This is a genomic window from Tsukamurella sp. NPDC003166, from assembly GCF_040611135.1.
Lineage (GTDB): Bacteria > Actinomycetota > Actinomycetes > Mycobacteriales > Mycobacteriaceae > Tsukamurella.
Genome location: NZ_JBEXNL010000015.1, coordinates 87,860 through 110,178 on the forward strand (window position 1 = coordinate 87,860; position 22,319 = coordinate 110,178).

At 71.4% G+C, this 22,319-nt stretch carries 31 protein-coding genes; 24 read left to right on the forward strand and 7 right to left on the reverse strand.

The genetic code is table 11. The features are described from left to right. Positions 1–59 precede the first annotated feature (59 nt). A complete protein-coding gene (locus tag ABZX10_RS16905; RefSeq protein ID WP_355542184.1) occupies positions 60–836 on the forward strand; it encodes a MerR family transcriptional regulator in 777 nt (258 codons plus the stop codon). A 66-nt stretch (positions 837–902) separates the two neighbouring features. Beyond that, positions 903–1,568, forward strand: coding sequence for a hypothetical protein (locus tag ABZX10_RS16910; RefSeq protein ID WP_355542187.1), 666 nt, complete (start codon positions 903–905; stop codon positions 1,566–1,568). 4 nt (positions 1,569–1,572) lie between these two features. Here the strand turns inward: ABZX10_RS16910 and ABZX10_RS16915 are convergent, their stop codons facing one another. The 3 genes from ABZX10_RS16915 to ABZX10_RS16925 all read right to left on the reverse strand — a co-directional run bounded on the left by ABZX10_RS16915 (position 1,573) and on the right by ABZX10_RS16925 (position 3,776). Further along, positions 1,573–1,995 carry a PIN domain-containing protein gene (locus tag ABZX10_RS16915; RefSeq protein WP_355542190.1) on the reverse strand — a complete coding sequence of 141 codons (423 nt, stop codon included), beginning with the start codon at positions 1,993–1,995 and terminating at the stop codon, positions 1,573–1,575. Next, a complete protein-coding gene (locus ABZX10_RS16920) occupies positions 1,992–2,231 on the reverse strand; it encodes an AbrB/MazE/SpoVT family DNA-binding domain-containing protein (protein ID WP_355542193.1) in 240 nt (79 codons plus the stop codon). The genes ABZX10_RS16915 and ABZX10_RS16920 overlap by 4 nt, the downstream gene beginning before the upstream one ends. Before the next feature lie 243 nt (positions 2,232–2,474). Further along, entirely contained in the window at positions 2,475–3,776 is a 1,302-nt protein-coding gene (locus tag ABZX10_RS16925) for a bifunctional o-acetylhomoserine/o-acetylserine sulfhydrylase (protein ID WP_355542196.1), read from the reverse strand. A 60-nt stretch (positions 3,777–3,836) separates the two neighbouring features. On the opposite strand from ABZX10_RS16925, the gene ABZX10_RS16930 reads away from it, so the two are divergent. Both ABZX10_RS16930 and infA read left to right on the forward strand, forming a co-directional pair. Beyond that, positions 3,837–4,382 carry an NUDIX domain-containing protein gene (locus tag ABZX10_RS16930; RefSeq protein ID WP_355542199.1) on the forward strand — a complete coding sequence of 182 codons (546 nt, stop codon included), beginning with the start codon at positions 3,837–3,839 and terminating at the stop codon, positions 4,380–4,382. A 108-nt stretch (positions 4,383–4,490) separates the two neighbouring features. Then, positions 4,491–4,712, forward strand: a complete 222-nt coding sequence (gene infA / locus ABZX10_RS16935; RefSeq protein ID WP_005140011.1) for a translation initiation factor IF-1 — start codon at positions 4,491–4,493, stop codon at positions 4,710–4,712. Positions 4,713–4,786: 74 nt separating this feature from the next. Here the strand turns inward: infA and ABZX10_RS16940 are convergent, their stop codons facing one another. Then, the gene (locus ABZX10_RS16940; protein WP_355542204.1) at positions 4,787–5,512 is read right to left on the reverse strand and encodes a S1 family peptidase; all 726 of its coding nucleotides are present in this window, start codon (positions 5,510–5,512) and stop codon (positions 4,787–4,789) included. 227 nt (positions 5,513–5,739) lie between these two features. Here ABZX10_RS16940 and rpmJ point away from each other — a divergent pair, with 227 nt between their 5' ends. The 6 genes from rpmJ (at position 5,740) to rplQ (ending at position 9,329) form a co-directional block, all read left to right on the forward strand. Next, entirely contained in the window at positions 5,740–5,853 is a 114-nt protein-coding gene (gene rpmJ, locus ABZX10_RS16945) for a 50S ribosomal protein L36 (protein ID WP_013127970.1), read from the forward strand. Between the two features lie 183 nt (positions 5,854–6,036). Then, complete coding sequence (gene rpsM / locus ABZX10_RS16950; protein WP_068522639.1) at positions 6,037–6,408, forward strand: 30S ribosomal protein S13; 372 nt, start codon at positions 6,037–6,039, stop codon at positions 6,406–6,408. Then, positions 6,408–6,821, forward strand: coding sequence for a 30S ribosomal protein S11 (rpsK, locus tag ABZX10_RS16955; RefSeq protein ID WP_068573267.1), 414 nt, complete (start codon positions 6,408–6,410; stop codon positions 6,819–6,821). Before rpsM ends, rpsK begins: the two co-directional genes overlap by 1 nt. Positions 6,822–6,842: 21 nt before the next feature. Beyond that, a complete protein-coding gene (gene rpsD, locus ABZX10_RS16960) occupies positions 6,843–7,448 on the forward strand; it encodes a 30S ribosomal protein S4 (protein ID WP_068573269.1) in 606 nt (201 codons plus the stop codon). An 80-nt stretch (positions 7,449–7,528) separates the two neighbouring features. Then, a complete protein-coding gene (locus tag ABZX10_RS16965; protein WP_168547344.1) occupies positions 7,529–8,587 on the forward strand; it encodes a DNA-directed RNA polymerase subunit alpha in 1,059 nt (352 codons plus the stop codon). A 34-nt stretch (positions 8,588–8,621) separates the two neighbouring features. Next, positions 8,622–9,329: a 50S ribosomal protein L17 gene (gene rplQ / locus ABZX10_RS16970; protein ID WP_355542211.1), complete on the forward strand. Its 708-nt coding sequence runs from the start codon at positions 8,622–8,624 to the stop codon at positions 9,327–9,329. 126 nt (positions 9,330–9,455) lie between these two features. On the opposite strand, the gene ABZX10_RS16975 is transcribed toward rplQ, so the two are convergent. Together ABZX10_RS16975 and ABZX10_RS16980 are read right to left on the reverse strand one after the other, a co-directional pair. Next, complete coding sequence (locus tag ABZX10_RS16975) at positions 9,456–9,917, reverse strand: SRPBCC domain-containing protein (RefSeq protein WP_355542214.1); 462 nt, start codon at positions 9,915–9,917, stop codon at positions 9,456–9,458. 97 nt (positions 9,918–10,014) lie between these two features. Further along, entirely contained in the window at positions 10,015–11,202 is a 1,188-nt protein-coding gene (locus ABZX10_RS16980) for an FAD-dependent monooxygenase (protein ID WP_355542217.1), read from the reverse strand. A gap of 96 nt (positions 11,203–11,298) precedes the next feature. Between ABZX10_RS16980 and ABZX10_RS16985 the strand changes: the two genes are divergently transcribed. From ABZX10_RS16985 to ABZX10_RS17050, 14 genes are all read left to right on the forward strand, one after another. After that, complete coding sequence (locus tag ABZX10_RS16985) at positions 11,299–12,180, forward strand: GntR family transcriptional regulator (RefSeq protein ID WP_355542220.1); 882 nt, start codon at positions 11,299–11,301, stop codon at positions 12,178–12,180. Then, entirely contained in the window at positions 12,177–12,998 is an 822-nt protein-coding gene (gene truA, locus ABZX10_RS16990) for a tRNA pseudouridine(38-40) synthase TruA (protein WP_355542223.1), read from the forward strand. Before ABZX10_RS16985 ends, truA begins: the two co-directional genes overlap by 4 nt. Positions 12,999–13,067: 69 nt before the next feature. Beyond that, entirely contained in the window at positions 13,068–13,712 is a 645-nt protein-coding gene (locus ABZX10_RS16995) for a DedA family protein (RefSeq protein ID WP_355542226.1), read from the forward strand. Between the two features lie 62 nt (positions 13,713–13,774). Next, on the forward strand, positions 13,775–14,233 hold the full coding sequence (locus ABZX10_RS17000) for a prevent-host-death protein (RefSeq protein ID WP_355542229.1): 459 nt from the start codon (positions 13,775–13,777) through the stop codon (positions 14,231–14,233). Between the two features lie 105 nt (positions 14,234–14,338). Then, entirely contained in the window at positions 14,339–15,547 is a 1,209-nt protein-coding gene (locus tag ABZX10_RS17005; RefSeq protein ID WP_355542232.1) for a type VII secretion-associated protein, read from the forward strand. Positions 15,548–15,564: 17 nt separating this feature from the next. Then, positions 15,565–15,858: a hypothetical protein gene (locus ABZX10_RS17010; protein WP_355542235.1), complete on the forward strand. Its 294-nt coding sequence runs from the start codon at positions 15,565–15,567 to the stop codon at positions 15,856–15,858. A 4-nt stretch (positions 15,859–15,862) separates the two neighbouring features. Further along, on the forward strand, positions 15,863–16,165 hold the full coding sequence (locus ABZX10_RS17015) for a YbaB/EbfC family nucleoid-associated protein (protein WP_355542238.1): 303 nt from the start codon (positions 15,863–15,865) through the stop codon (positions 16,163–16,165). Positions 16,166–16,280: 115 nt separating this feature from the next. Continuing rightward, positions 16,281–16,580: a hypothetical protein gene (locus ABZX10_RS17020; protein ID WP_355542241.1), complete on the forward strand. Its 300-nt coding sequence runs from the start codon at positions 16,281–16,283 to the stop codon at positions 16,578–16,580. 3 nt (positions 16,581–16,583) lie between these two features. Then, the gene (locus ABZX10_RS17025) at positions 16,584–17,936 is read left to right on the forward strand and encodes a hypothetical protein (protein ID WP_355542244.1); all 1,353 of its coding nucleotides are present in this window, start codon (positions 16,584–16,586) and stop codon (positions 17,934–17,936) included. 70 nt (positions 17,937–18,006) lie between these two features. Next, entirely contained in the window at positions 18,007–18,318 is a 312-nt protein-coding gene (locus ABZX10_RS17030; RefSeq protein ID WP_355542247.1) for a PE domain-containing protein, read from the forward strand. A gap of 2 nt (positions 18,319–18,320) precedes the next feature. Continuing rightward, positions 18,321–19,274, forward strand: a complete 954-nt coding sequence (locus ABZX10_RS17035) for a PPE domain-containing protein (protein ID WP_355542250.1) — start codon at positions 18,321–18,323, stop codon at positions 19,272–19,274. Beyond that, positions 19,271–20,014 carry an ESX secretion-associated protein EspG gene (locus ABZX10_RS17040; RefSeq protein WP_355542253.1) on the forward strand — a complete coding sequence of 248 codons (744 nt, stop codon included), beginning with the start codon at positions 19,271–19,273 and terminating at the stop codon, positions 20,012–20,014. Before ABZX10_RS17035 ends, ABZX10_RS17040 begins: the two co-directional genes overlap by 4 nt. A 69-nt stretch (positions 20,015–20,083) precedes the next feature. Further along, on the forward strand, positions 20,084–20,395 hold the full coding sequence (locus tag ABZX10_RS17045; protein ID WP_355542256.1) for a WXG100 family type VII secretion target: 312 nt from the start codon (positions 20,084–20,086) through the stop codon (positions 20,393–20,395). A gap of 28 nt (positions 20,396–20,423) precedes the next feature. Next, a complete protein-coding gene (locus ABZX10_RS17050; protein ID WP_355542259.1) occupies positions 20,424–20,720 on the forward strand; it encodes a WXG100 family type VII secretion target in 297 nt (98 codons plus the stop codon). A gap of 62 nt (positions 20,721–20,782) precedes the next feature. Here ABZX10_RS17050 and ABZX10_RS17055 read toward each other — a convergent pair whose 3' ends face one another. Next, positions 20,783–22,231 carry a type VII secretion protein EccE gene (locus ABZX10_RS17055; RefSeq protein ID WP_355542262.1) on the reverse strand — a complete coding sequence of 483 codons (1,449 nt, stop codon included), beginning with the start codon at positions 22,229–22,231 and terminating at the stop codon, positions 20,783–20,785. Positions 22,232–22,319: the final 88 nt, after the last annotated feature.

Here is a 22,319-nt window from a genome sequence, read left to right on the forward strand (position 1 = left end):
CCTGCGTCGATGTCTTTCCGCTTGACCCTCACGCGACGTGAGGCCGCAGTGTGGTCGCGGTGAACGAAGGGAAGCATCGGTTCCACCCGGTCGGCGCCATCGCGCGGATGACCGGGGTGAGTGTCCGCACGTTGCACCACTACGACGAGATCGGGCTGGTCCCGCCGTCGGCGCGGACCAGCGCCGGCTACCGGGCCTACTCGGACGCCGACGTCGAGCGGCTGCACCGCGTGCTGACCTACCGGGAGTTGGGCTTCCCCCTCGAGCAGATAGCGACCCTGCTCGACGATCCATCGGCCGACGCCATGGCGCACCTGGAACAGCAGCGCACGCTGCTGACCGAGCGGATCGACCGTTTGCACCGGATGGTCGCGGCTGTGGAGGACATGATGAACAGCAAGAAGCAGGGCATCGCGCTGACCGCCGAGGAGCAGACCGAGATCTTCGGCGACCACTGGATGGGTGACGAGTACGCCGAGGAGGCGCAGCAGCGCTGGGGCGGGACCGACGAGTGGAAGCAGAGTGCGGAGCGCACGAAGCACTTCTCCAAGGCGGACTGGCAGGCGATCAAGGCGGACACCGATGCGGTGGAGGCGGCGCTCGCCGACGGCCTGGCCCGCGGCGTCGCGCCCGGCACCGTCGAGGCCGGGGAACTGGCCGAGCTGCACCGGGCGAGCATCGAGAAGTTCTACGACTGCGGCTACGAGATGCAGGTGTGCCTCGCGCAGATGTACGTCGCCGACGGGCGCTTCACCAAGCACTACGACGACATCGCCCCCGGCCTGGCGCAGTACGTGCACGACGTGATCGTCGCGAACGCGGATCAGCAGAACTGATTCCGGGCCGCTCGGGAACGGGCACGATGTCCTGAGCGGCCCGAATCATCGCGCTACCCTGGTGGCGTGGAGTGGCTCAACTTCTGGTGGCTGATCTTCCCGTTCAGCGGCGTGATCGCGGCCGGCGTCAAGGGCGCGGTCAGCTGGAGCGACCGGCGGGCGGACCGTCGGCTCGAGCGCTACCGCATCAAGCATGAGACGAAGGCCGCGATGGCGCAGGCGAAGGGCCGCGCGCAGATCGATGCGGCCGAGGCACGGCAGGAGCTCGCCCGCGCGGTCGCGGACCACGACGCCGTCGACACCCGCTGGTTCGAGTACGAGACGGACCTGTCGACCATCCTCGACTTCCCGATGATGGTCGATATGCGGGAGCCGCTCACCGTCGACTTCCACAAGGCGAAGCGGCGCGCGGATCTGCTCCGCCCGGACGGCCCGGAGCAGGTCGACGGGGTGGAGGAGTACCGCACCGCGGTGCACGCGTACGCGGCCGCGTTCGACGTCGCCGAGCAGGAGGCGCACCGCCGGCGTCGCGGCGACTTCTCCCCGATCGAGCAGGAGCGCCTCGCCAAGGCGCAACGCCTCCTGGCCGTCGCGCTCGACGGTGCCGCCACCGGCCCGGAACGCCAGCAGGCCTACCAGCGGGCACGGACCGAGCTCGACGGTCTCATCTCCCTGCCGAAACCCGCCACCGTCGCCCTGGAGCGCCAGGTCCGGGCGGCCCTGGAACGGTGACGGGCTACGCCGCGACGAAGGTCGTCCTGACGCCCACCAGGCTGTAGATGCCACGCGCCCGGGCGTCGCGGGTGGCCAGTGCGGCGCCATTGTCACGGGCGGCTAACGCGACCAGCGCGTCGTACACCGGACCTCCCGCGATATTCAGCTCCGCGCACAATCGGTGGATCTCGGTTGTTGTGCGGGGCGACGGCGTGAGGACCTGCTCGAAGTTCGCGTCGATGAGGTCCGTCGCATCGGTGGGGGCGACCCGTGACCCGCCCGGGAGCCGAGTGAGGGCGGAATAGGTCTCGGCAAGCGCGTGACCGCTCAGTGCCAGCCTCTTCCCGGACGCCCACATGGCGACGGCGTCGTGTTGCCGGTGCAGGGTGGATAAGAGGGGGACCGCGACGGACGTATCCACCGCGATGAGTGCCGCCGCCGTCATCTGCGGCCGGCGTCGATCAGCGCGAACAGCACGTCGTCATCGAAGGGGGTGTCGCCGACTGCGACCAGACGACCGTCATCGTCACGCTCGAGCCTCGCGGTACGGCCACCGGGGGTGATCTGAACGCCGCTGCCATACCAGGAGATGTCGACCACCGAGCCGGGTGTGATGCCGAGGGCGTCACGCAACTGCTTCGGGACGAGGATCCGGCCCACGGAATCCACTGTTGCTTCCATGGGATCACTCTACCAGAGTTCGTCCCAGTTCGATCCCAGTGAATTCCCTGTCCGAATCGGACGGGACCGAGAGTGCGTCTGAAAAAGGCACCCCCGAGCCCGTGACTCAGGGGTGCCTTCACGGAGAACCGGGTGCCGGCTACGTGCACCCGCGCTGCACGGCCGCGGTCCAGGCATCGTCGTCCCGCAGAGCGGACCGGACCGCCTGACGCAACCACCGCAGCGCGCGCATCGCCCGGATACCTAGGACGCGTCCGCGGCGGCCGCCAGGCCCACCTGCAGGTCGGCGAGGATGTCGTCGATGTGCTCGATGCCCACGGCCAGGCGCACCAGGCCCGGCGTCACGCCGGCCTCGAGCTGCTCCTGCTCGGTGAGCTGCGAATGCGTGGTCGACGCGGGGTGGATCACCAGCGAGCGCACGTCGCCGATGTTCGCCACGTGGCTGTGCAGCTGCAGCGCGTCGACGAAGGCCTTGCCCGCGGGCACGCCGCCGGCCAGCTCGAACGCGACGATCGCGCCGGCGCCCTTGGGCAGCAGCGCCTTCGCGCGCTCGTGGTAGGGCGACGACGGCAGCCCGGCGTAGATCACGGAGGTCACACCCTCCTGCCCGGAGAGGAACTCCGCGACCTTCTGCGCGTTCTCCACATGCCGCTCCACGCGCAGGCTCAGCGTCTCGATGCCCTGGCTGAGCAGGAAGGCGTTGAACGGCGAGATCGCGGGGCCCAGGTCGCGCAGCAACTGCACGCGGGCCTTGAGGGCGAACGCGGGCGCGCCGAGATCGGCGAAGACGACGCCGTGGTACGACGGGTCCGGGGTGGTGAAGTTCGGGTGCCGGCCCTGCGTCCAGTCGAAGTTCCCACCATCGACGATCACGCCGCCGATCGCCGAGCCGTGGCCGCCCAGGTACTTGGTCGCGGAGTGGACCACGATGTCGGCGCCGTGCGCGAGCGGGTTGAGCAGGTACGGGGTCGCGACGGTGTTGTCGACGATGAGCGGCAGCCCGTTCTCGTGGGCCACACCGGAGACGCCGGCGATGTCGAGCACGTGGCCGCGCGGGTTCGAGATGGTCTCGGCGAAGAAGGCGCGGGTATTGGGGCGGATGGCGGCGCGCCACTGCTCCAGGTCGTCCGGGTTCTCGACGAAGGTCACCTCGATGCCCAGCTTGGCGAGGGTGTAGTGCAGCAGGTTGTAGGTGCCGCCGTACAGGTAGGGCGAGCTGACGATGTGGTCGCCGGACTCCGCGATGTTGAGGATGGCCAGCGTCTCGGCCGCCTGGCCGGAGGCCACGAGGAGTGCCGCGACACCGCCCTCGAGTGCGGCGATCCGCTGCTCAACGGCGTCCTGGGTCGGGTTCATGATGCGGGTGTAGATGTTGCCCGGCTCGGCGAGTCCGAACAGCGCCGCGGCGTGGTCGGTGTTGTTGAACGTGTACGACGTGGTCTGGTAGATCGGGAGCGCACGCGCGTTGGTCGCCCCGTCGGGCGTCTGCCCGGCGTGGATCTGCGTGGTCTCGAAATGCCAGTTCGGGCTGTCCGGATTGCTCATGGCCCCGATACAAGTGCACGCGCGCCGCGGTGTCCAGGGTTTGGCTCATACTGTGGAGAAATGACGGACGAGATCGTGGCGCTCTACGACGACGCCGGGCGCCCCGCGGGGGCGGCGCCCCGGTCGCAGGTGCGCGCGGAGAACCTCCGGCACGGCGCGACGGCGATCCTCGTCTTCGACTCCGCCGGCCGCATCTACGTGCACCGGCGCACCGTCGTCAAGGATCTCTACCCGGGCCTGCGCGACTTCTGCGCGGGCGGGGTACTGCAGGCGGGGGAGTCGCCGGACGACGGTGCCGCCCGCGAGGCCTTCGAGGAGCTGGGCGTGCACGGGGTCGAGCTGCGGCCCGTCGGCGTCCGGTCGTACGCGGACGAGTGGACCAGGTTCGTCTGCTTCCAGTACGTCTGCACGTACGACGGTCCGCTCGTCCACCAAGCCGAGGAGGTCGCGAGCGGCGAGTGGATGGAGCCGGCCGATCTGCTCGCGGCGGTGGCGGCCGACCCCGCGGACTTCGTCCCCGATTCGGTGGGACTCGCGTTGCACCTCGTCAGCCGGGACGGCGGTTCCGACGGGGCGTTCGGCCAGGATTCGGCCGCGGGGTCGTGAGCGCGTAGAATAGACGGGTAGCGCGGCGCCCAGCCGCATGCCCGGCCGTTCGCGGAGGGGCACAGGTCGCACACGGCGTCCGCTGAAGACAACAGGATCGTGGAGGGTATGGCGAAGAAGGACGGAGCCATCGAGGTGGAGGGCCGCGTCGTCGAGCCGCTCCCCAACGCAATGTTCCGCATCGAGCTGGAGAACGGGCACAAGGTGCTCGCGCACATCAGCGGCAAGATGCGGCAGCACTACATTCGTATTCTGCCCGAGGATCGCGTGGTCGTGGAGCTCTCTCCGTACGACCTCACGCGCGGGCGCATCGTGTACCGGTACAAGTGACCGCGTAGCGCAGCGACGAGAAGGGCCCACCCCGCGGGGTGGGCCCTTCTCGTTCCCGGAGTCCGGGCTCGCGGCTAGACCGCGAGTCGCAGGCCGCCGGCCTGTGCGAACACGAACTGCAGGTCGATGAACTCCGACATCAGGCCGCTGTTCGTCGACAGCTCGATGCCCCCGGTCGTGAGGCCGAGCGCGGCACCGTCGGACAGCCGGACGAGCGGGCCGCCGCTGTCGCCGTGATCGCCCTTGAGGTCGGTGAGGATCCGCGTCGGCGCGACGTCGACGACCTTGCCGCACTGCCAGCCGGTGGTGCGGCCCTGGCGGCACACGCGGTCGCCGACGACGGCGCGGGCCACCCGGGTGGGCTTGACGCGGCCGAGCGAGGTGCTCAGCGGGACGTCCTTCTTGAAGGTGATGGTCGCCCAGTCGGGCTGGTTGAAGTCCGCGACCCGTCCGTCCTTGGTCACCTTCGGGTTCGACGACTGGCGGATCGTGCCGACCGCGGCGATCGTGCGCTCGGTGCCGGGCACGGGCACCGCGACATCCTGTCCCGCGCGGCCGCAGTGGCCGGCGGTGACGCCGACACGTTCGCCGCTGGGCGTGATCGCGAGGACGCCGAGGGTGCAGGCGGCGACCTCGATCCCGTCGCCGGTGCGCTTCTGCACCACGTCGATCTCGGAGCCGGGGCCCACGACGATGCGCGGCGCGGCGGCGGCGGGAGCGGCGGTGACCAGCAACGACGTCGCGATGCCGGCGGCGGCGGTCGCGGCGACGCTCAGTCGGCGAACGAGGGGCATGCGCATGTCTCTGTCCTATCGAATCATTGGGAATTCTCGGTGACGGATAGTGCATGTCACGTGTGCGCATGAGGCTAGCACGGGCGCCCGCTCGGCAGCGGATTTGGGAGCGCGGCGCGCGCAGCGTACACTGGATCATCGCGTGCGTGCGCGGCTTCGTCGTGCGTGCCGTGGCGCTGTTCCGGACACCCGGTGCGGCGTGGAAAAACACGGAACAACTGGATAGGACTGACGTGAAGGTCAACCCCAGCGTCAAGCCGATCTGCGAGAAGTGCAAGGTGATCCGCCGTAACGGTCGGGTCATGGTGATCTGCGACAACCTGCGTCACAAGCAGCGTCAGGGCTAGTCACCGCGCTTCGAGCGGTTCGCCGCTTGGAACTCTTTGATGACCTCTCCGCACCAGCGGGGGCAGACGGCCCCTGTGGAACCCCCGGCTCGGAGGCCGGGGCCTCGGCCGGCGTGAAAGCGCCGGAACCAGCGAGGACGGGCGGGGAGCAGACCTCCGAACGAGAAAAGGAAATCGCCAAGAATGGCACGTCTCATGGGTGTCGACCTCCCGCGCGAGAAGCGCATGGAGATCGCATTGACCTACATCTACGGCATCGGCCGTACCCGCGCGACTGAGATTCTCGCCGAGACCGGTGTGAGCCCGGATCTGCGCAGCAAGGACCTCAGCGACGAGGATCTGACCAAGCTCCGCGACTTCATCGAGGGCACGGACTACAAGGTCGAGGGCGACCTGCGCCGCGAGGTGCAGGCCGACATTCGTCGCAAGATCGAGATCCAGTGCTACCAGGGCATCCGCCACCGTCGTGGCCTGCCCGTGCGTGGCCAGCGCACCAAGACCAACGCTCGCACCCGTAAGGGTCCGAAGAAGACCATCGCCGGAAAGAAGAAGTAATGCCTCCGAAGTCGCGCGCCGCCACCGGCGCGAAGAAGGGCGCTTCGCGTCGTCGCGAAAAGAAGAACGTTCCGCACGGCCACGCGCACATCAAGAGCACGTTCAACAACACGATCGTCTCGATCACCGACCCCAACGGCAACGTGATCAGCTGGGCCTCGTCGGGCCACGTCGGCTTCAAGGGTTCGCGCAAGAGCACCCCGTTCGCCGCGCAGCTCGCGGCCGAGAACGCTGCCCGCAAGGCGCAGGAGAACGGCGTCAAGAAGGTCGACGTCTTCGTCAAGGGCCCGGGTTCGGGTCGCGAGACCGCCATCCGTTCGCTGCAGGCCGCCGGCCTCGAGGTGGGCACCATTTCCGACGTGACGCCGCAGCCGCACAACGGCTGCCGTCCGCCCAAGCGGCGTCGGGTCTAGGGAAGGTAGGAGAGAGAAACCATGGCTCGTTATACCGGCCCTGTCACCCGTAAGTCCCGTCGTCTGGGCGTCGATCTCGTCGGCGGTTCCGAGGCGTTCGAGCGTCGTCCGTACCCGCCCGGCCAGCACGGCCGCGCGCGGATCAAGGAGTCCGAGTACCTCCTGCAGCTCAAGGAGAAGCAGAAGGCCCGCTTCATGTACGGCGTGATGGAGAAGCAGTTCTCCCGCTACTACAAGGAGGCGAAGGCCGCCACCGGCAAGACCGGTGACGCCCTGCTGCAGATCCTCGAGACCCGCCTCGACAACGTCGTGTACCGCGCCGGCCTGGCGCGCACCCGCCGTCAGGCCCGCCAGCTGGTGACCCACGGTCACTTCACGGTGAACGGCGTCCGCGTGGATGTTCCCTCGTACCGCGTCTCGCAGTACGACATCATCGACGTGCGCCCGAAGTCGCTCGGCACCACGCCGTTCCAGATCGCGCGTGAGACCGCTGCTGAGCGCACCGCTCCGGCATGGCTCCAGGTGGTTCCGTCGACCCTGCGCATCCTCGTGCACCGCGTGCCCGAGCGTGAGCAGATCGTCGTGCCCTTCCAGGAGCAGCTCATCGTCGAGTACTACTCGAAGTAAGTAGTACGGGCCGCCGGTAGATCGCCGGCGGCCCTCTACGGGCGTCAAATAGCGGACGCCCAGAGAGAAGGAAATACTCAATGCTCATCTCGCAGCGACCCACTCTCAGCGAAGAGGTCATCTCCGAGGCGCGCTCGAAGTTCATCATCGAGCCGCTGGAGCCGGGCTTCGGTTACACGCTGGGCAACTCGCTCCGCCGCACGCTGCTGTCGTCCATCCCGGGCGCGGCCGTGACCAGCATCCGCATCGACGGCGTGCTGCACGAGTTCACCACGGTCCCCGGCGTGAAGGAGGATGTCACCGACATCATCCTGAACCTCAAGGGCCTGGTCGTCTCGTCGGAGGATGACGAGCCGGTCACCATGTACGTGCGCAAGCAGGGTCCGGGCGCCGTCACCGCGGGCGACATCGTTCCCCCGGCGTCGGTCACCGTCCACAACCCCGACCTGCACATCGCCACCCTGAACGACAAGGGCAAGCTCGAGATCGAGCTCGTCGTCGAGCGGGGCCGCGGCTACGTGCCGGCCGTGCAGAACAAGGCGTCGGGCGCCGAGATCGGCCGCATCCCGGTCGACTCGATCTACTCGCCCGTGCTGAAGGTGACCTACAAGGTCGAGGCCACCCGTGTCGAGCAGCGCACCGACTTCGATCGCCTGATCCTGGACGTCGAGACCAAGAACTCGATGACCGCGCGGGACGCGCTGGCTTCGGCCGGCAAGACCCTGGTCGAGCTGTTCGGCCTGGCGCGCGAGCTCAACGTCGAGGCCGAGGGCATCGAGATCGGGCCGTCGCCGGCCGAGGCCGACCACATCGCGGCGTTCTCGCTGCCGATCGAGGACCTCGACCTGACGGTGCGTTCGTACAACTGCCTCAAGCGCGAGGGTGTGCACACCGTGGGCGAGCTCGTGGCCCGCACCGAGTCCGATCTTCTCGACATCCGCAACTTCGGTCAGAAGTCGATCGACGAGGTCAAGGTCAAGCTGCACACGCTGGGTCTGGCCCTCAAGGACAGCCCCGCGTCGTTCGATCCGTCGCAGGTCGACGGGTACGACCCGGCCACCGGTACGTGGAGCGACGACGCGTCGTTCTCGGGCGACGCCGATGGCGATCAGGACTACGCCGAGACCGAGCAGCTCTGAGCTGAAGAGCTCGTAAACACCCACAGGAGAAACAATGCCTAGGCCCACTAAGGGCGCCCGGATGGGCGGCTCGGCCTCGCACCAGAAGCACATTCTGGCGAACCTCGCGACCGCGCTCTTCGAGCACGGCCGCATCGAGACCACCGAGTCCCGCGCCAAGCGCCTGCGTCCCTACGCGGAGAAGCTGATCAGCCATGCCAAGCACGGCAAGCTGGCCAACCGCCGCGAGGTCATGAAGGAGATCCGCAACAAGGACGTCGTGCACGTGCTGTTCGCGGAGATCGCTCCGGCGGTCGCCGACCGTCAGGGCGGTTACACCCGGATCATCAAGACGGAGAACCGCAAGGGCGACAACGCCCCCATGGCCGTCATCGAGATCGTGACCGAGCAGCTCGCCGCCACCGAGGCCTCGCGCGCCACCCGCGTCGCCGCCTCGCAGGCCGCTGCGAAGTCCGCCGCGGTCGAGGCTGCGGAGATCACCGAGGCTCCGGCCGAGGAGCTCGAGCTCGAGGCCGGTTCCGACCTCCCCGCCGGCGCGCACGCGCCGCTCGAGGACGTGAACGAGGCCCCCGAGGGCTTCCCGATCAAGGGCAACGCCGATTCGATGCTGTACCACCGCCCCGGTACGCGCTTCTTCGATTCGACGGTCGCCGAGATCTGGTTCGCCGACGATGCTTCGGCCGAGGCTGCGGGCTACTCGCTGCCGAAGTCGCAGCAGGAGGACGCCTCCGACTCGGAGTAGTCACCCCCGCACGCAAGCCCGCCACCTGCGCACGCTGGTGGCGGGCTTCGTCGTCTCCCGACTCAGCATCGTTGGCCAGATGCCGACCTGGGATTTCTTCTCCGTGCGGTGCTACCTACCCGCGGGTCAGGTGCGGGTCGTCGCGATCACGGCATCGACGGTGCGCCGCACCTTCTCCGCGGAGACCCGCGGCAGGGTGAACCGGGCGAGGTACGCCTCGTCCGTCACGCGTGACCAGTCGCAGGTCACGGAGACGACGGTGCCGGCGTCCTGCGGCTCGAAGGTCCAGGTCCACTCGACCCCGACGGGTGGTCTGCCGCGTCCGGCCGGCAACCACGCGATGCGGCGCTCCGGTTCGAATGCGGTCACGTGGTTGTCCACCGAGTACTCGCGCCCGTCCTCGGCGGTCATCTCCATCCCGAAGACGTCCCCGACGCCCGTGATCGTCTCGGGGCTGTCGGCGGAGACGCCGCGCAGCATGCCCGAGCCGTCCGTCGCCGCGTGGACGGCGGGGCGGGCCAGCGCCGCGAACAGCACGGCCGGTGGGACATCGGCGAACACGGTCACGGTCTGCGCGGTTTCGGTCATGGGCCCGACGCTACGCCGCTCACGATGTCGGGTTCTGCGGCATCGGGCAGGTTCAGGCGCACGCGCGTGGCCGCAGGACCCGACATCGTGAGCCGCCTCAGGCGTACACGGGCAGGTCGATGCCGTCGGCCTTCTCGAACTGCGCCGCCCAGACCAGGCGCATCGGCCATCGTGTGGCAGTCCGGTAGGTGAGGTCTCCCAGTGCGATCCCGAGCCGCCCCCTCGGCGCGAACCCGGCCGGGCTGCCGGGCGGCAACTCCTGTGCCGGCCCGATGAAGGGCCGCATCACGGCGTCGTACCGTGCGAGCGCGGCGGGCACGTCACCGTCGGTCCGCCCGAGCTCCCCGGCGAGCACGTACGCTCCCACGAGCGCGAGGGTGGTGCCGAGCCCGGTGAGCGGGGTGGGGCAGTATCCGGCGTCGCCGATGAGCGCGACCCGACCGCGGGTCCACGAGTCGAGCTGTACCTGCGCGAGGTCCTGGTACGCCCAGTCGTCGGCGGTGCGCATCGCCCGCAGGAGTTGCGGCGCCACCCAGCCGATGTCGGCGAACTCCCGCTCGAACAGCGCGAACTGCTCCTCCCGGCCGAGTCGCCGGGCATCCGTGCCGCGGATCGCGAGTCCGGCCTTGACGGTGCCCTCGGTGCGCGACGGTCGCACCGAGAGCACGCGGCCCCGCCGCGCGGTGTGCATGAGATACCAGCCGCGGGTGTCCTCGTCGATCTCGGCGGTGAACCAGGCGTACCGCAGGCCGATGGGGCGCAGGGCTTGCCCGTCGGGTCCGAACGCGGCGCGCCGCACGGCGGAGCCGAGACCGTCGGCGCCGACGACGAGGTCGAACTCCCGGGCCGGCGCGGACTCGAATTCGACGCGCGCGCGGCGCCCGTCCTGCGAGATCGCGGTGACCGTGTCGTCCCAGAGGTACTCGACGTCGTCGGGGACGGCGTCGACGAGCACCTCGGCGAGGTCGCCGCGGAGGATCTCGTGGGTGGACACGACGCCGTTGCCGCCGAAGGCCTCGACGGGCATCGACGCGCCGCGGCGGCCGCGATCGTCGATCTTGACGATGCCGCGCTGATCGAGGAGCCGCTCCGTGGTGGCGGGGCCGAGGCCGAGCCGGTCGATCACCGTGCGGCCGGCGCCCCGCAGGTCGACGGTCTGCCCGCCGGCCCGGAGCGACGGTGCGCGTTCGACGATCGTGACCCGGTGTCCCTGGCGGGCGAGGAGGAGGGCTGCGGCGGGACCGGCGATGGAGGCGCCGCTGACGAGGATTCGTAGCTGATTCATGAAGCGAACGTACGCCGTATCGAGTGCATCACGCTACAGTGTTCACGTGGATATTCGCAGGAAGTGCACTAGTGCACTCAGTGTTGGGACCGCCCGGTGAACCGCGCCGAGGAGATCGCCGCGGTGCTGCGCGAGCGCATCGCGTCCGGGCGGCTGCGCCCGGGGGACCGCGCACCGTCGACCCGGGCGATCATGCGCGACCACCACGTGGCGATGGGCACGGCCACCCGGGTCCTCGCGCTGCTGCAGGCCGAGGGCCTCGTCGATTCCGCGCCCGGCCGCGGCAGTGTGGTGCTGGCCCCCGATCGTCCCCGCGCACCCGAGCTCACCGCGCACGACGTGATCGCCGCGGCCGTCCGGATCGCCGACGCCGAGTCCCTACCGGCGGTGTCCATGCGCCGGCTCGCTGCGGCGCTCGACATCCCGACGATGGCCGTCTACCGCTACGTGCCGAGCAGCGTCGAGCTGCAATCCGCGATGCTCGACCACGTGCTGGGCGAGCTGGAACTGCCGGAGCGGTCCCCGGATTGGCGCGCCGACGTGGAGGCGGTGGCGCGCGCGATGTGGGAGTCGATGAAGGCGCACCCGTGGCTCGCGGGCGCGCTGTCGATGACCCGGCCCGGGGTGTTGCCCAACGCGATGCCGATGTCGGAGCACCTGCTGGGCGCGCTGTTCGACGCCGGACTGGACCCGCAGCTCGCGTTCACCGAGTACCTGTGCCTGCTCACGCTGGTCCGCGGCCTCGGCATGACGATCGAGCCGGAGCTGGCCGACCGCGCCGCCACCGGCGTCACCGAGGACGAGTGGATGGACACCACCCTCGACGACCTGCGGGCGATCGCGCCGTCCGCCGAATACCCGGCCATGGCCCGGATGCTGCGCACCACCTACCCGTACGACGTGGACGTCCTCCTGGACAACGCCCTCACGCGCTATCTGGACGGCCTCGCGACAGCGGTAGAGTCACGCGCGACATGACTCGCTACCGCCTCGACATCGCCTACGACGGCACCGACTTCAGTGGCTGGGCCCGCCAGCCCGGACTGCGCACGGTGTGCGGTGTGCTGGAGGAGAACCTCTCGACGGTGCTGCGGACCGCGGTGCAGCTCACCGTCGCGGGGCGCACCGACGCGGGCGTGCACGCCACGGGCCAGGTGGCCCACTTCGACCTGCCGGACCCGGTGCTGATCCCCGACGGCCTGGTCCGTCGCCTGGCGCGCATGCTCCCGCAGGACGTGCGGGTCACCGCGGTCCGCGTCGCCCCCGCGGACTTCGACGCCCGGTTCTCCGCGCTGCGGCGGCATTACGAGTACCGCCTCACCGACGCCCCCTTCGGCGCGAACCCGCTGCGCGCCCGCGACACCGCACCGTGGCGCCGGCCCGTCGACCTGGAGCGGATGCAGGCGGCGAGCGATCGGCTGCTGGGCCTGCACGACTTCGCCGCCTTCTGCCGTCGGCGCGAGGGCGCGACGACGGTCCGCGAGCTGCAGCGCTTCTCCTGGCGCCGCGACGCCGACGGGGTGTGCACCGCGGAGGTCTCCGCCGACGCCTTCTGCTGGTCGATGGTGCGCTCCCTCGTCGGGGCGGTCGCCGCGGTCGGGGAGGGCCGACGGTCCGCCGAATGGGTCGCCGGGCTCCTCGACGAGCGCGAGCGCTCCAGCGCCATCAACGTGGCCGCGGCGTGCGGCCTGACGCTGGTGCGCGTCGACTACCCCTCGGACGACGAGCTCGCCGAGCGGAACGTGATCACCCGCGAGAGGCGCGAGGTCGGTGCGGGCGGCTGCTGCGGCGACTGATGACAGGTTGCGGAGCCGTTCGCCCGCAGTTCATGATCGCGACGCTCACCGCGTGGATACTCGGGTGATGTGAACCCCTTCGACGTCACCGGCTTCCTCGGTTCCGCGGGCCTGATCGGCCTGGTGCTGCTGATCTTCATCGAGACCGGTCTGCTGGTGGGGTTCGTCTTCCCGGGGGACTCGATCCTGTTCACCGCCGGCATCTTCGCGGCGCAGCCGCAGCCCTTCGCCCATCTCTGGCAGCTGCTGTTGTTCCTGCCGATCGCGGCGATCCTCGGCGACCAGTGCGGCTACGCCCTCGGCCGGTACGCGGGGCCGAAGGTGATGCGCGGCAGGGTCATGCGCTTCATCGGTCAGGATCCGGTGGACAAGACCTACGCCTTCTTCGACAGGTACGGCCCGTTCACGGTGCTCTTCGCCCGGTTCATCGGCATCGTCCGCACGCTGGTCCCGGTGCTGGCGGGCTTCTCGAAGATGGACCACCGCAGGTTCACCCTGTTCTCGGTGCTCGGCTCGATCCTGTGGTGCGACGGCATCGTGCTGCTCGGCTACTTCCTCGGCGGGATCCCGCTGCTGCGCGAGCATCTCGAGGTGCTGTTCATCGGCTCGGCGCTGACGATCATCATCCCGATCGCCGTCACCGTGATCACCCGCCGCCGCGCCCGCAAGCGGGAATCCGCGGAATCGGCTCCGGTGGAGCCCGCCAGGAACTGATGTCTGGGTGCCGTAGGCGCTCCAGCTCGACTTCCGAACACGTTCCGAATACATATCGGAGTATGCCTTCAGCACCGTTCCGCGCGACGACGCGCCGGTCTTCTGACCTCAGTAAGCGGTCGGCCGAGGTGTTCGCAGAGGCTGAGGACCACCCGGTCACCGTGACTCGGCGCGACGGGGAGAACCTCGTCCTCATGTCCCAACGAGAGGCCGAAGGGAGGGCGCGTCTCCTTGAGTTCGCTGCACAGCTCATCGGAGTGGCTGTGGACGGAGACGGGTCGCTCGCCGATCGGATGACGCGGGCTTTTCCTTGGATGTTCGCTCTGTCCGCGGAGGGGCGCGTTCGGTGTGCACAGGATCTCGTTGACGCTGCGCGGGCCTCGTTCTCCACGGATCAGCCGCACCTGGTGATGGCCGAGCTGACGTCGTGGAGGGAGACGGCGACCGCGATCGCCGCGGGGCTCGGTCGTGCAGAGGTGGAATGGCTGAGCGCGGACGGCGACCCGGTCGAGAGGCCCTGACGGTCACACGAGCCACCCGAACGAAACGACGTAGCCGGGCTGCATTTCGCGACTGTTGGCCGGAATCGCTTCCGCCGAGGGCGCGTTCACGCTACAGTCCCAGCCATGATCGGGTTGGGGGACCCGAAGCGCACTCTCATCGATTGCGCGGGGGATGAATGGTACGTACGCGGGCCCGACGGTGCCGTGCGCGCCCTGGCCGCACCGGCGGCCACGGGCGAGTTCGCGACACCCGCCGAGTCGACCCGCCGGTGGGCGCAGTGGCTCGCCGACGCGGCGAGCGGCAGCGCACCGTCGCGCTTCTGGACGGTGCTGGCGCCCAGCGTCTTCGGCGCACCTCGCCGGAGTCTCATCGCGGCGGCCGCGGGCTCTCTCGGCGTCGCGGCGGAGGTCCTCCCGCGGGCCGAGGCGCTCGTCCGCGCGAGCGGCCTCCTCGATTGCCGGCGGGCTGTGGTCCTCGAGTGCCGCGGCCCGGTCGCGCAGGCACACGTCCTCGAATCCGCCGACGGGGCCTGGCGTCCCGTCGCCGCCTCGTCGCACCCGGATCCGGTGCGGGCGGTGCGCGCCGTCCTCGACGACCGGGTCGATCAGGCCCTCGTCGACGGCCCGCCCGAGGTCTACGAGGCCGTCCGCGCCGCGCTGGCCGCGGAGAAGCTCTGGCGCGTGGTCCGGACGGATCCGGCGGAGGTGCTCGCGACGCTCGAAGCGTCCCCGCGGGAGGCGGAGACGCGATTGTCCGGTCGTTCGTCCGAAGAATCGCCGCGACGAACGACCGCACGATTCCGGCGGTGGCCGCTGATCACCGCCGGGGCCGGGACCGTCGGGGTGATCGCCGTGGGCGTGGTCGCGTGCCTGCCCGGGACGCCGCCGTCCGCGCCCGGGCGGCCCGTGCCGCCCGCGGAGACCTTCGTCCGCGTCGCGTTCGACGGTGCCGTCGTCGACCTCCCGCAGGGGTGGGCGCTCACCGAACCCGCACCGGGCCGACGTCTCGCGCAGGCCGACGACGGCCGTCGCGTCACCGTGGTGCGGACCCGCCTGCGGGCGCCGTCGGACGCCGCAGCGGTGGCAGCGGATCTCGAGGCGGCTCTCGCCCGGCGCGGCGACCGCAGGATCACCGACCTGAATCCGGCCGCCCGGGTAGCGGGGCGGGAGGTGATCGGCTACCGCGAGCAGCTCGACGCGGAGCGGTTCGTGGACTGGTACGTGGTCGTCGCTGGGGCGGCGCAGCTCAGCGTGGGCTGTGAGGCCGGGCGTACGGCGGCGCCGTTGGCGGGGGCGTGTGAGCGCGCCGTCGGCACCGTGCGGGAGGAATGAATCATGAAGGGGGAGAGATGACCATCGCCACATCGACGAACGGTGGCCTGCGGGTGCGCGCGAACGACCAGGGCACGCCGCTGCACATCGCCATCGAGCGGACCGAATTGCGCCGCGAGCCGCAGGACCTCGCGGACGCGATCGTCCGGCTGTGCCGCGACGCCGCCACCACGGCCGGGCTCCGGCGTCGCGCCGAACTCGAACGCGCCGGCGTCGCGGAGGAGGTGCTGCGGGCGATGCGCTTACCGGACCTGCCGGCGCCGCAGGAGCGGCCGGACGACGCGGTCGGCACGTGGCTGCGGCGGGTCTGAGCCGATGAGTGAGGAGATGGACCGCATCGAGGCCCGCGCGCACGAGCAGCTGCGGGTGCTGCGCCGCACCAGGATCGAGCTCGACGACCTCCGGGTCGCCGTGTCCAGCCCCGACGGCGCCATCCGCGTGGAGCTGGACGGGGTGTGCGCTCTGGTCGGCCTCACGCTCACGCCTGCGGCCTGCAGGTCCGACGGTGCCGTGCTCGGCCGGCGCATCGTCGACGTCTGCGCCGTTGCGGCGCGCGAGGTCGCGGCCCGCCGCGGCGCGGTCATGGAGCGGTTCCACGCCGACATCGCGGCCGGCTGAGGGCGACGCGGAGAGGCGGAGAAAGATTTCGGGATCCGATTCCCGAGCTGGTGCGTCCAATTGATGAGGGCCTCGCGCACCGGGCCCGGGAACACGATGGGGGAGAGAGATGTTCATGGCGATCAATTCGGCGATCGCGGCGTTCGGCGCCGCCAACGCCGGTATCGGGGTGGCGGTCGCGACGGCGGGGTCGGTGGATGCGGCGGCCAATGTCGCGGCGCTCAACCCGGCGTTGGGGCTGATCGGGCAGGATTTCCTCGCGGCGTTCACGGCGGCGCAGGCGGTCCACGTCGAGTCCGTCGCGGAGCTGGCGGTGCTGTACGGCGGGATCGCGGCGTCGTCGTCGGCCACCGTCGCCGCGTACGGCGCCACCGAGGTGGCGAACGTCGCGGGACTGACCTCGGCGGTGCTGTAGGCCATGGCCGATCCCGCGACACCGGACGCCGGGCTGGACCCGGCGATTCGGGCGCTGCTCGACCGGCCGGTGAACGAGGTACTCACCGCGCTCGGTCTGCCGCCGGTGCCCACGGCGCCGGAGAAGCCGCCGCAGCAGGATCTCCCACCAGCCCCGAAGGGCGTGCCGGAGGCGCCGGAGTTCCCGGGCTTCGACGTGGCGGGTCTCGTGAAACCCATGACAGATCTGCTGTCCACCTTCGGTTCCGGCAGCTTCAGCGGGCTGGACCCGTCGGCAGCGCTGGCCGGGGCGTCGAAGGCGCTCGAGCAGGGCGTGTGGACGGGGATGCAGGCGATCGGGCAGCTCGCCTCCGTGTGGCAGGGGCCCGCCGCGACGGCGGCCACCGGCAAGGGGCTCGAGGCCGCGACCGGAACCGGCCTCGCGGCCGAGCAGGGCGCGGAGCTGTCCACGGCCGTCGGCGAGGCCGCCACCGTCGTCGGCACGGGCGAGGCCGAGTTGCAGGCGATCATCGACTCGTTCATGGCGGTGATCGCGGCGTTGGGGCCGTCGCTCTGGCTCCCGCCCGGTCAGGCCGCGGCGGTGGCGGCCGCCGAGGAGCACCTCGCGCATGCGACGGAGGTGGTGGCGCGTACGAAGAGTCAGCTCTCGGGACTGAGTGCGCAGGTGGGCGCCGCGGGCCGCAAGGTCCCGGTGGCGGCGCCGCCGATGACCGCGGCGACGACCGCGGCGCAGGCGGCCGCGTCGATCGTCCCGGGTGTGGTCTCCGCGGTGACGGGTGCACTCACGGGCGTGACGAAGCTCGCCACCGACACCGTCTCGGGTGCCGTGAAAACAGCAGTGGGCCTGGCGAGCTCGGCGGCGGAGGCGGTCGGCGGCCTGGCGGAGTCGACCACGGAGTCCGAGGAGACGGCCGCGCCGGACGCAGACCGGGACGCGTTCCCGGTGGCCACCACGACCACGACCACGGGCAGCGGCGCGGGCGCGGGGGCCGGCGCGGGCGGCGGAGGCGTCGGCCTTACCGGCGCCGGTCTCGGCGCGGCGTCCGCGACCCTGGCACAGCCGAGTCCGGGAACACCATCGGCGCGCACCCCTGTCGTCGACGGCGGCGCGCGCACGGTCCCCGCGTCGGAGGTGATCACCCGCGGCGGGATGGGCGGCGGGATGATGCCGATGGGCGCGGCCGGCGCCGCGGGCGCGCGGGCATCCGGCGCCGATCACGCCGTGCCCGACTATCTCGTCACCAGCGACAACGGGGAACAGGTACTCGGGGAACTGCCGTTGGTCGGGCCGCAGGTGGTCGGCGATGCGTCGCCGGCTGCGGACGTCTCCGGGGCCGACGTCGAACTGCGCCTGTAGCGGGCGGAACCGCGCCGGGAGCCGGTGCGTCTAATGAATGAGAGAAGAACTTCGGGGGGAGTGCACGACCATGACAGGTACCAGGCTCAGCATGGATCCGCGGGAGGCGCGGGAGATCGCCCGCGGCATCGAGCGGATCGTCGAGGATCTCACCGGGGCGCAGCGGCGGTTCGCGGCACACGCGGCGCCGCCCGCCACGGGGCGGGACGAGGTGTCGGTCGCGGTGGCGCACACCGCGCGCCGGATGGGGGAGGCCCAGTCCAGCGCCGCGGCCACGTCCACCGCCGAGCTGCGTAGGCTCGGCGAGGCGGTGAGCGGCCACGTCTCGGCCGTCCAACGCACGGACGGCGAGCTCGCGGCGGTCGTCGGTCTGGCGGTCTGACGGTGCCCCGCGATCCGGGGTTCACCGGCGTCGACTGGTACTCCCGTTCCACCGAGCGGCTCGCGAGTGAGCTGTTGGGTGGCGCCGGCGCGCAGCCGCTCACCACCGCCGCGCAGGAGACCGCGCGGCTCGCGTCCGCCTACGGCGCCGCCGCGGTCCAGCTCGACCGGCTGGTCGTGCAGCTCGACGGTGCCGTGGACACGGGGCGCACGGACATGGACGCTCGGCGCACCGGCCCGCTCCCGGAGTACGCGCGCTGGCTGGCGCGGCATGCGGCCGACCTCGCGGAGTACGCCGCGAAGCTCGCGGGCCAGGCGTCGGCCTACGAGACCGCGGCGCGGGCGATGCCCTCGGTGGCGGAGGCCACGAGGATGCGTACGGACCGGGAGAACACTCGGGCCGCGGCGGACGCCGGCGGCGCGGAGCCCGCCGTCGCGGCACTGGTGGGCGCCGCAGCCGATGCGGAACGGACCGAGCAGCAGGCACACGGTACGGCGGCCGCGGTGATGGTCGGATTCGAGCGCGCCGCAGAGCCGCTCCGGGCGCCCTGGGAGTTCGCGCCGCCCCCGACGACGGCCACGGGGCGCGAGAAGTCCGGCAAGGACAAGGGATCCGGAGCGGGAGGAGGCCGCGGCGGCGCGGCCGGCGGTGTCGGCGTTCCGGCCGCGCCGCTGTCCGCGTTCCCGGCGAGCGCGCTGCAGCGCGATCAGGTGGGTACCGGCGCACGTCCGGGCCCGACCGGGAACACGGCCGCCACAGGCGGGCGCGGCGTTCCGATGATGCCCGCGGGGCTGATGGGCGCAGCGGCGGCGGGTGCCGGGGCGAAGCACGCGGTCACCCACACACCGGGCGCCATGTCCTCCGAGGGTGACGAGGATGCGGTCGACGCCTTCGTGGTGCACGCCGCGCCCGCGGTGCTCGGCGCCCACGGCGAGAGCCTGGTGGAGGAGCTGTGAGCGTGCACGCGGTCGCCGCGCTCACAGCCCGTTTCGGTACGGACGTGCCGCCCGTGCTGTGGACTCCGCCGGATCCTCGGCACACCGTCGAATCCGGTGGACCGGCGCTCGGCGGGCCGACGCGGCCGGAGCAGGACGACGACCTGGACGACGACGAGATCGCGGCCCTGGGCGTCCTCGCCGCGCCCGAGGTGCGGATCGAAGGGCGCGCGTCCGATGCGCTGGGTTCGAGGCTGTGCCTGGCCCGTTCGGGACATCGGACGGCGCGCGTGATCCGTAGCGCGGGTACCGCGACCGTGGATCTGCCGCACTGCGACGGCTCCGCGGACCGGCTGGGCGTGCTGGTCGCGCCGTTGCTCGGCGCCGGTGCGCCCGCGGATCCGGCTGTCGCGGCGTCCTTTCCCGCCGCGTCGGGCATGGAGGCCCTGAGTGCGGGGGATGCATCCGAGGTCGCGGCCGGGCTCCGAGCGATCGGGGTCGGGGTGGATCCGGCGCGGCTGATCGCGAGGGTGTTCACGCGGTCGCGGCGCAGCGTCGAGTTCACGGTGCACGCGGGCGAGTCCCGGTGTGCGGGTGTCGTCGCGGTGATCGACGCGCCGAGTGGCCGCGTCGTCGTCCGCACGGCGGGCGGGACGGGCGCCGGAGCGTGGATGGCGGTGGCGGAGGGGAGCGCGCATCGGATCGGTAGGGCGCTGCGGAGCGCCTGCGAAGAACTTCCGGGGGGCGGCTGGACGCCGTGACCGGGGACGGCTCGTGCCAACCGGTGCGGGTCGCGACGTGCCGGCACGTCCGGCGGGGAGGAGTACGACATGACGACCAAGGCCGAACTCGCGGCGATGAAGACCGGCGCCGGGACGCTGGACGACCTCGGCGCTCAGATGAAGGGCACGCTCGGGCAGTTGCGGGGCGACGTGGAGGCCACGCAGGGCGTGTGGGCGGGTGCGGCGCAGGTGGCGTTCCTCGGCGTGATGGCGCGCTGGGACGAGAGCGCGGCCAAGATCAACACCGCGCTGGACGACATCAGCACCATGCTCACGAACAACACCGCGAGCTACGGCGCGCAGGAGGAACAGAACGTCTCCGACATCAACGCCGGCTTCGGCGGCGTGCTGAACGTCTGATCCATCGAAGGAACCAGGGGGAACCATCATGAGTGACTACATCCGGTACGACTACGCCACGATCCGCGGCGCGCTCGACGACATCGCCACCCGCACGACGGTCCTGCTCCAGCAGGCGGAGAGCATCGTCGCGGAGCAGAAGAAGTTCGAGGGCGCCTGGGAGGACCCGGATTCCGCGACCGCCTATCAGGCGGTGCAGACGAAGTGGAACTCGGGCTTCGAGGAGATCACGTCGCTGCTGACCCGGGTCAAGACGGCCGCCGAGAACGCGGTCCAGTCGATGCAGACGACCAACGCGCAGGCCGCACAGGGCTGGCAGGCCTAGCGGGAGCGGCGACGGGGCCCGGCGACCGATCGGTCGCCGGGCCCCGTCGTGCGTGGGCCGCGTCAGGCGACGAGCCGCAGGGTCGCGGCGCCGCCGTCGGTCCGCACGGTGAGCATTCCGGGCATCGGCTGGCTGAGCACCACGTCGGCCTCGGAGACCGGGGAGATCCCGGCCTGCTCGACCCGCCAGACCGTGCCCGCGGGCTCGGCCGAGCCCGGTGGCAGCCCGATCGCGGTGCCGTCGAGCACGGTGACCGTGTAGTCGGTGGGGAGGGGCGCGATCGGATCCGGGTACCGCCAGCCGGAGATCCACAGGTGCCGAGGCGATCCCACCCAGGAGACGAGCGGCTCCCACATCGCGGGCCGGCCCGTCACCACGAGTACCCGCGCGCCGGTCGCGACCGCGCGCTCGACCAGCTGGCGGGCGGGATCGTCGGCGACGGCGGCCCAGACCGTCCGGACGCCGCGCCCGTGGAGACGCACTCCCACCGGCTCGCCGGCTGCATCGGACCCGAGGATCTGGCCCGCCCCGCTCAGGGGGAGGTGGACGTACTCCAGGGCGCTCGCGGCACCGGCCGCCTCGTGATCGCCGCGTTGCGGGTGGTCGCCCGAGCCGACTGCGCTGTGCCACGCGCCCAGCAGCACACCGCGACCCGCACCGGCGCGCAGCGTCGCGCCGACCGTGCCCGGTGCGTCCGCCCGGAACAGGTCGCCGAGGCCGCCGCGGGAGAGGATGCCGGGGTCCAGATGCTCGGCCCCGGAGGGCGGGGAGGTGTCCAGGCGGGCCGCCTCGGCCGGGCGCGCCACGGTCGCGTCGATGCCTGATGCTCGCAGCAGGTCGATCGCCCGTTGCGCCGCCAGCGCGGCTACCCGGCCCTCGCCCGACGGTCCGCCGCCCCGCCGGAGGCACGCCGCCGCACACGCCCGTGGATCGATCGTGATGCCGATGAGCACGTCGACCGAAGCCCAGCGGTTCACGGGCCCCAGGAGCTGCCGGTAGCGCTGCCGCGGGTTGGGCGGCTCACCGGGCACTCGGCCGCCGCTGACGAGCACATCGATCCGCGACGCGGGTGTGTCGCCATGACGGAGCAGCCCCGCGAGCACGCTCAGCGGCACCGCGGGATCGTCCTGGCGCAGCAGCGCGACCAGGTGCGGCGTCGACGCGGCGATCCGCACGAACGCGGTCAGTCCGTCGCCGCTGCGGCGTACTCCGATGTCACCGCCGCCGGGATAGGGTGCGGCCTCGACCCGGACCCCGGCCGCCGCGCGCACGGCGAGCCGATCCGCGACGAACTCCGCACCGGAGGTGCCGCGCACCCGGGTCAGCGCCCCGCCCCCGACCACGAGCGCGGCGGTGGCGGCGGCCCAGTGCGGCCCGCCGAGCGCCGCGGTGCCGAGCCCCGAGACCGCGGCGCCGGCCTCGGCGAGGAGCACCGCTCCGGTGGCCGGCCACGTCGAGCGGTGCCACCTCCCTGGAGCGGTGAGTCCGGTCGACCGTATTGACTGATCCATGAACGCTCCCCCTCGAGCTCGGCCGTCTCCCCCGAAACGTCCTGCAGTGCCGCGAAAATACCGTATTCTCGGCCACAGCACGACCGCT

Coding starts and splice junctions, on each gene's coding strand:
- truA (WP_355542223.1), top strand. CDS start 12,177: ATGACTCGCTACCGCCTCGACATCGCCTACGACGGCACCGACTTCAGT.
- ABZX10_RS17000 (WP_355542229.1), top strand. CDS start 13,775: ATGCCTTCAGCACCGTTCCGCGCGACGACGCGCCGGTCTTCTGACCTC.
- ABZX10_RS16965 (WP_168547344.1), top strand. CDS start 7,529: ATGCTCATCTCGCAGCGACCCACTCTCAGCGAAGAGGTCATCTCCGAG.
- ABZX10_RS16920 (WP_355542193.1), bottom strand. CDS start 2,231: ATGGAAGCAACAGTGGATTCCGTGGGCCGGATCCTCGTCCCGAAGCAG.
- infA (WP_005140011.1), top strand. CDS start 4,491: ATGGCGAAGAAGGACGGAGCCATCGAGGTGGAGGGCCGCGTCGTCGAG.
- ABZX10_RS16925 (WP_355542196.1), bottom strand. CDS start 3,776: ATGAGCAATCCGGACAGCCCGAACTGGCATTTCGAGACCACGCAGATC.
- ABZX10_RS16940 (WP_355542204.1), bottom strand. CDS start 5,512: ATGCGCATGCCCCTCGTTCGCCGACTGAGCGTCGCCGCGACCGCCGCC.
- ABZX10_RS17045 (WP_355542256.1), top strand. CDS start 20,084: ATGACGACCAAGGCCGAACTCGCGGCGATGAAGACCGGCGCCGGGACG.
- ABZX10_RS17030 (WP_355542247.1), top strand. CDS start 18,007: ATGACAGGTACCAGGCTCAGCATGGATCCGCGGGAGGCGCGGGAGATC.
- ABZX10_RS17050 (WP_355542259.1), top strand. CDS start 20,424: ATGAGTGACTACATCCGGTACGACTACGCCACGATCCGCGGCGCGCTC.
- ABZX10_RS17015 (WP_355542238.1), top strand. CDS start 15,863: ATGAGTGAGGAGATGGACCGCATCGAGGCCCGCGCGCACGAGCAGCTG.
- ABZX10_RS17010 (WP_355542235.1), top strand. CDS start 15,565: ATGACCATCGCCACATCGACGAACGGTGGCCTGCGGGTGCGCGCGAAC.
- ABZX10_RS17020 (WP_355542241.1), top strand. CDS start 16,281: ATGGCGATCAATTCGGCGATCGCGGCGTTCGGCGCCGCCAACGCCGGT.
- ABZX10_RS16915 (WP_355542190.1), bottom strand. CDS start 1,995: ATGACGGCGGCGGCACTCATCGCGGTGGATACGTCCGTCGCGGTCCCC.
- ABZX10_RS17005 (WP_355542232.1), top strand. CDS start 14,339: ATGATCGGGTTGGGGGACCCGAAGCGCACTCTCATCGATTGCGCGGGG.
- ABZX10_RS16930 (WP_355542199.1), top strand. CDS start 3,837: ATGACGGACGAGATCGTGGCGCTCTACGACGACGCCGGGCGCCCCGCG.
- ABZX10_RS16980 (WP_355542217.1), bottom strand. CDS start 11,202: ATGAATCAGCTACGAATCCTCGTCAGCGGCGCCTCCATCGCCGGTCCC.
- rpsD (WP_068573269.1), top strand. CDS start 6,843: ATGGCTCGTTATACCGGCCCTGTCACCCGTAAGTCCCGTCGTCTGGGC.
- ABZX10_RS17025 (WP_355542244.1), top strand. CDS start 16,584: ATGGCCGATCCCGCGACACCGGACGCCGGGCTGGACCCGGCGATTCGG.
- rplQ (WP_355542211.1), top strand. CDS start 8,622: ATGCCTAGGCCCACTAAGGGCGCCCGGATGGGCGGCTCGGCCTCGCAC.
- ABZX10_RS16975 (WP_355542214.1), bottom strand. CDS start 9,917: ATGACCGAAACCGCGCAGACCGTGACCGTGTTCGCCGATGTCCCACCG.
- rpsM (WP_068522639.1), top strand. CDS start 6,037: ATGGCACGTCTCATGGGTGTCGACCTCCCGCGCGAGAAGCGCATGGAG.
- rpsK (WP_068573267.1), top strand. CDS start 6,408: ATGCCTCCGAAGTCGCGCGCCGCCACCGGCGCGAAGAAGGGCGCTTCG.
- ABZX10_RS17055 (WP_355542262.1), bottom strand. CDS start 22,231: ATGGATCAGTCAATACGGTCGACCGGACTCACCGCTCCAGGGAGGTGG.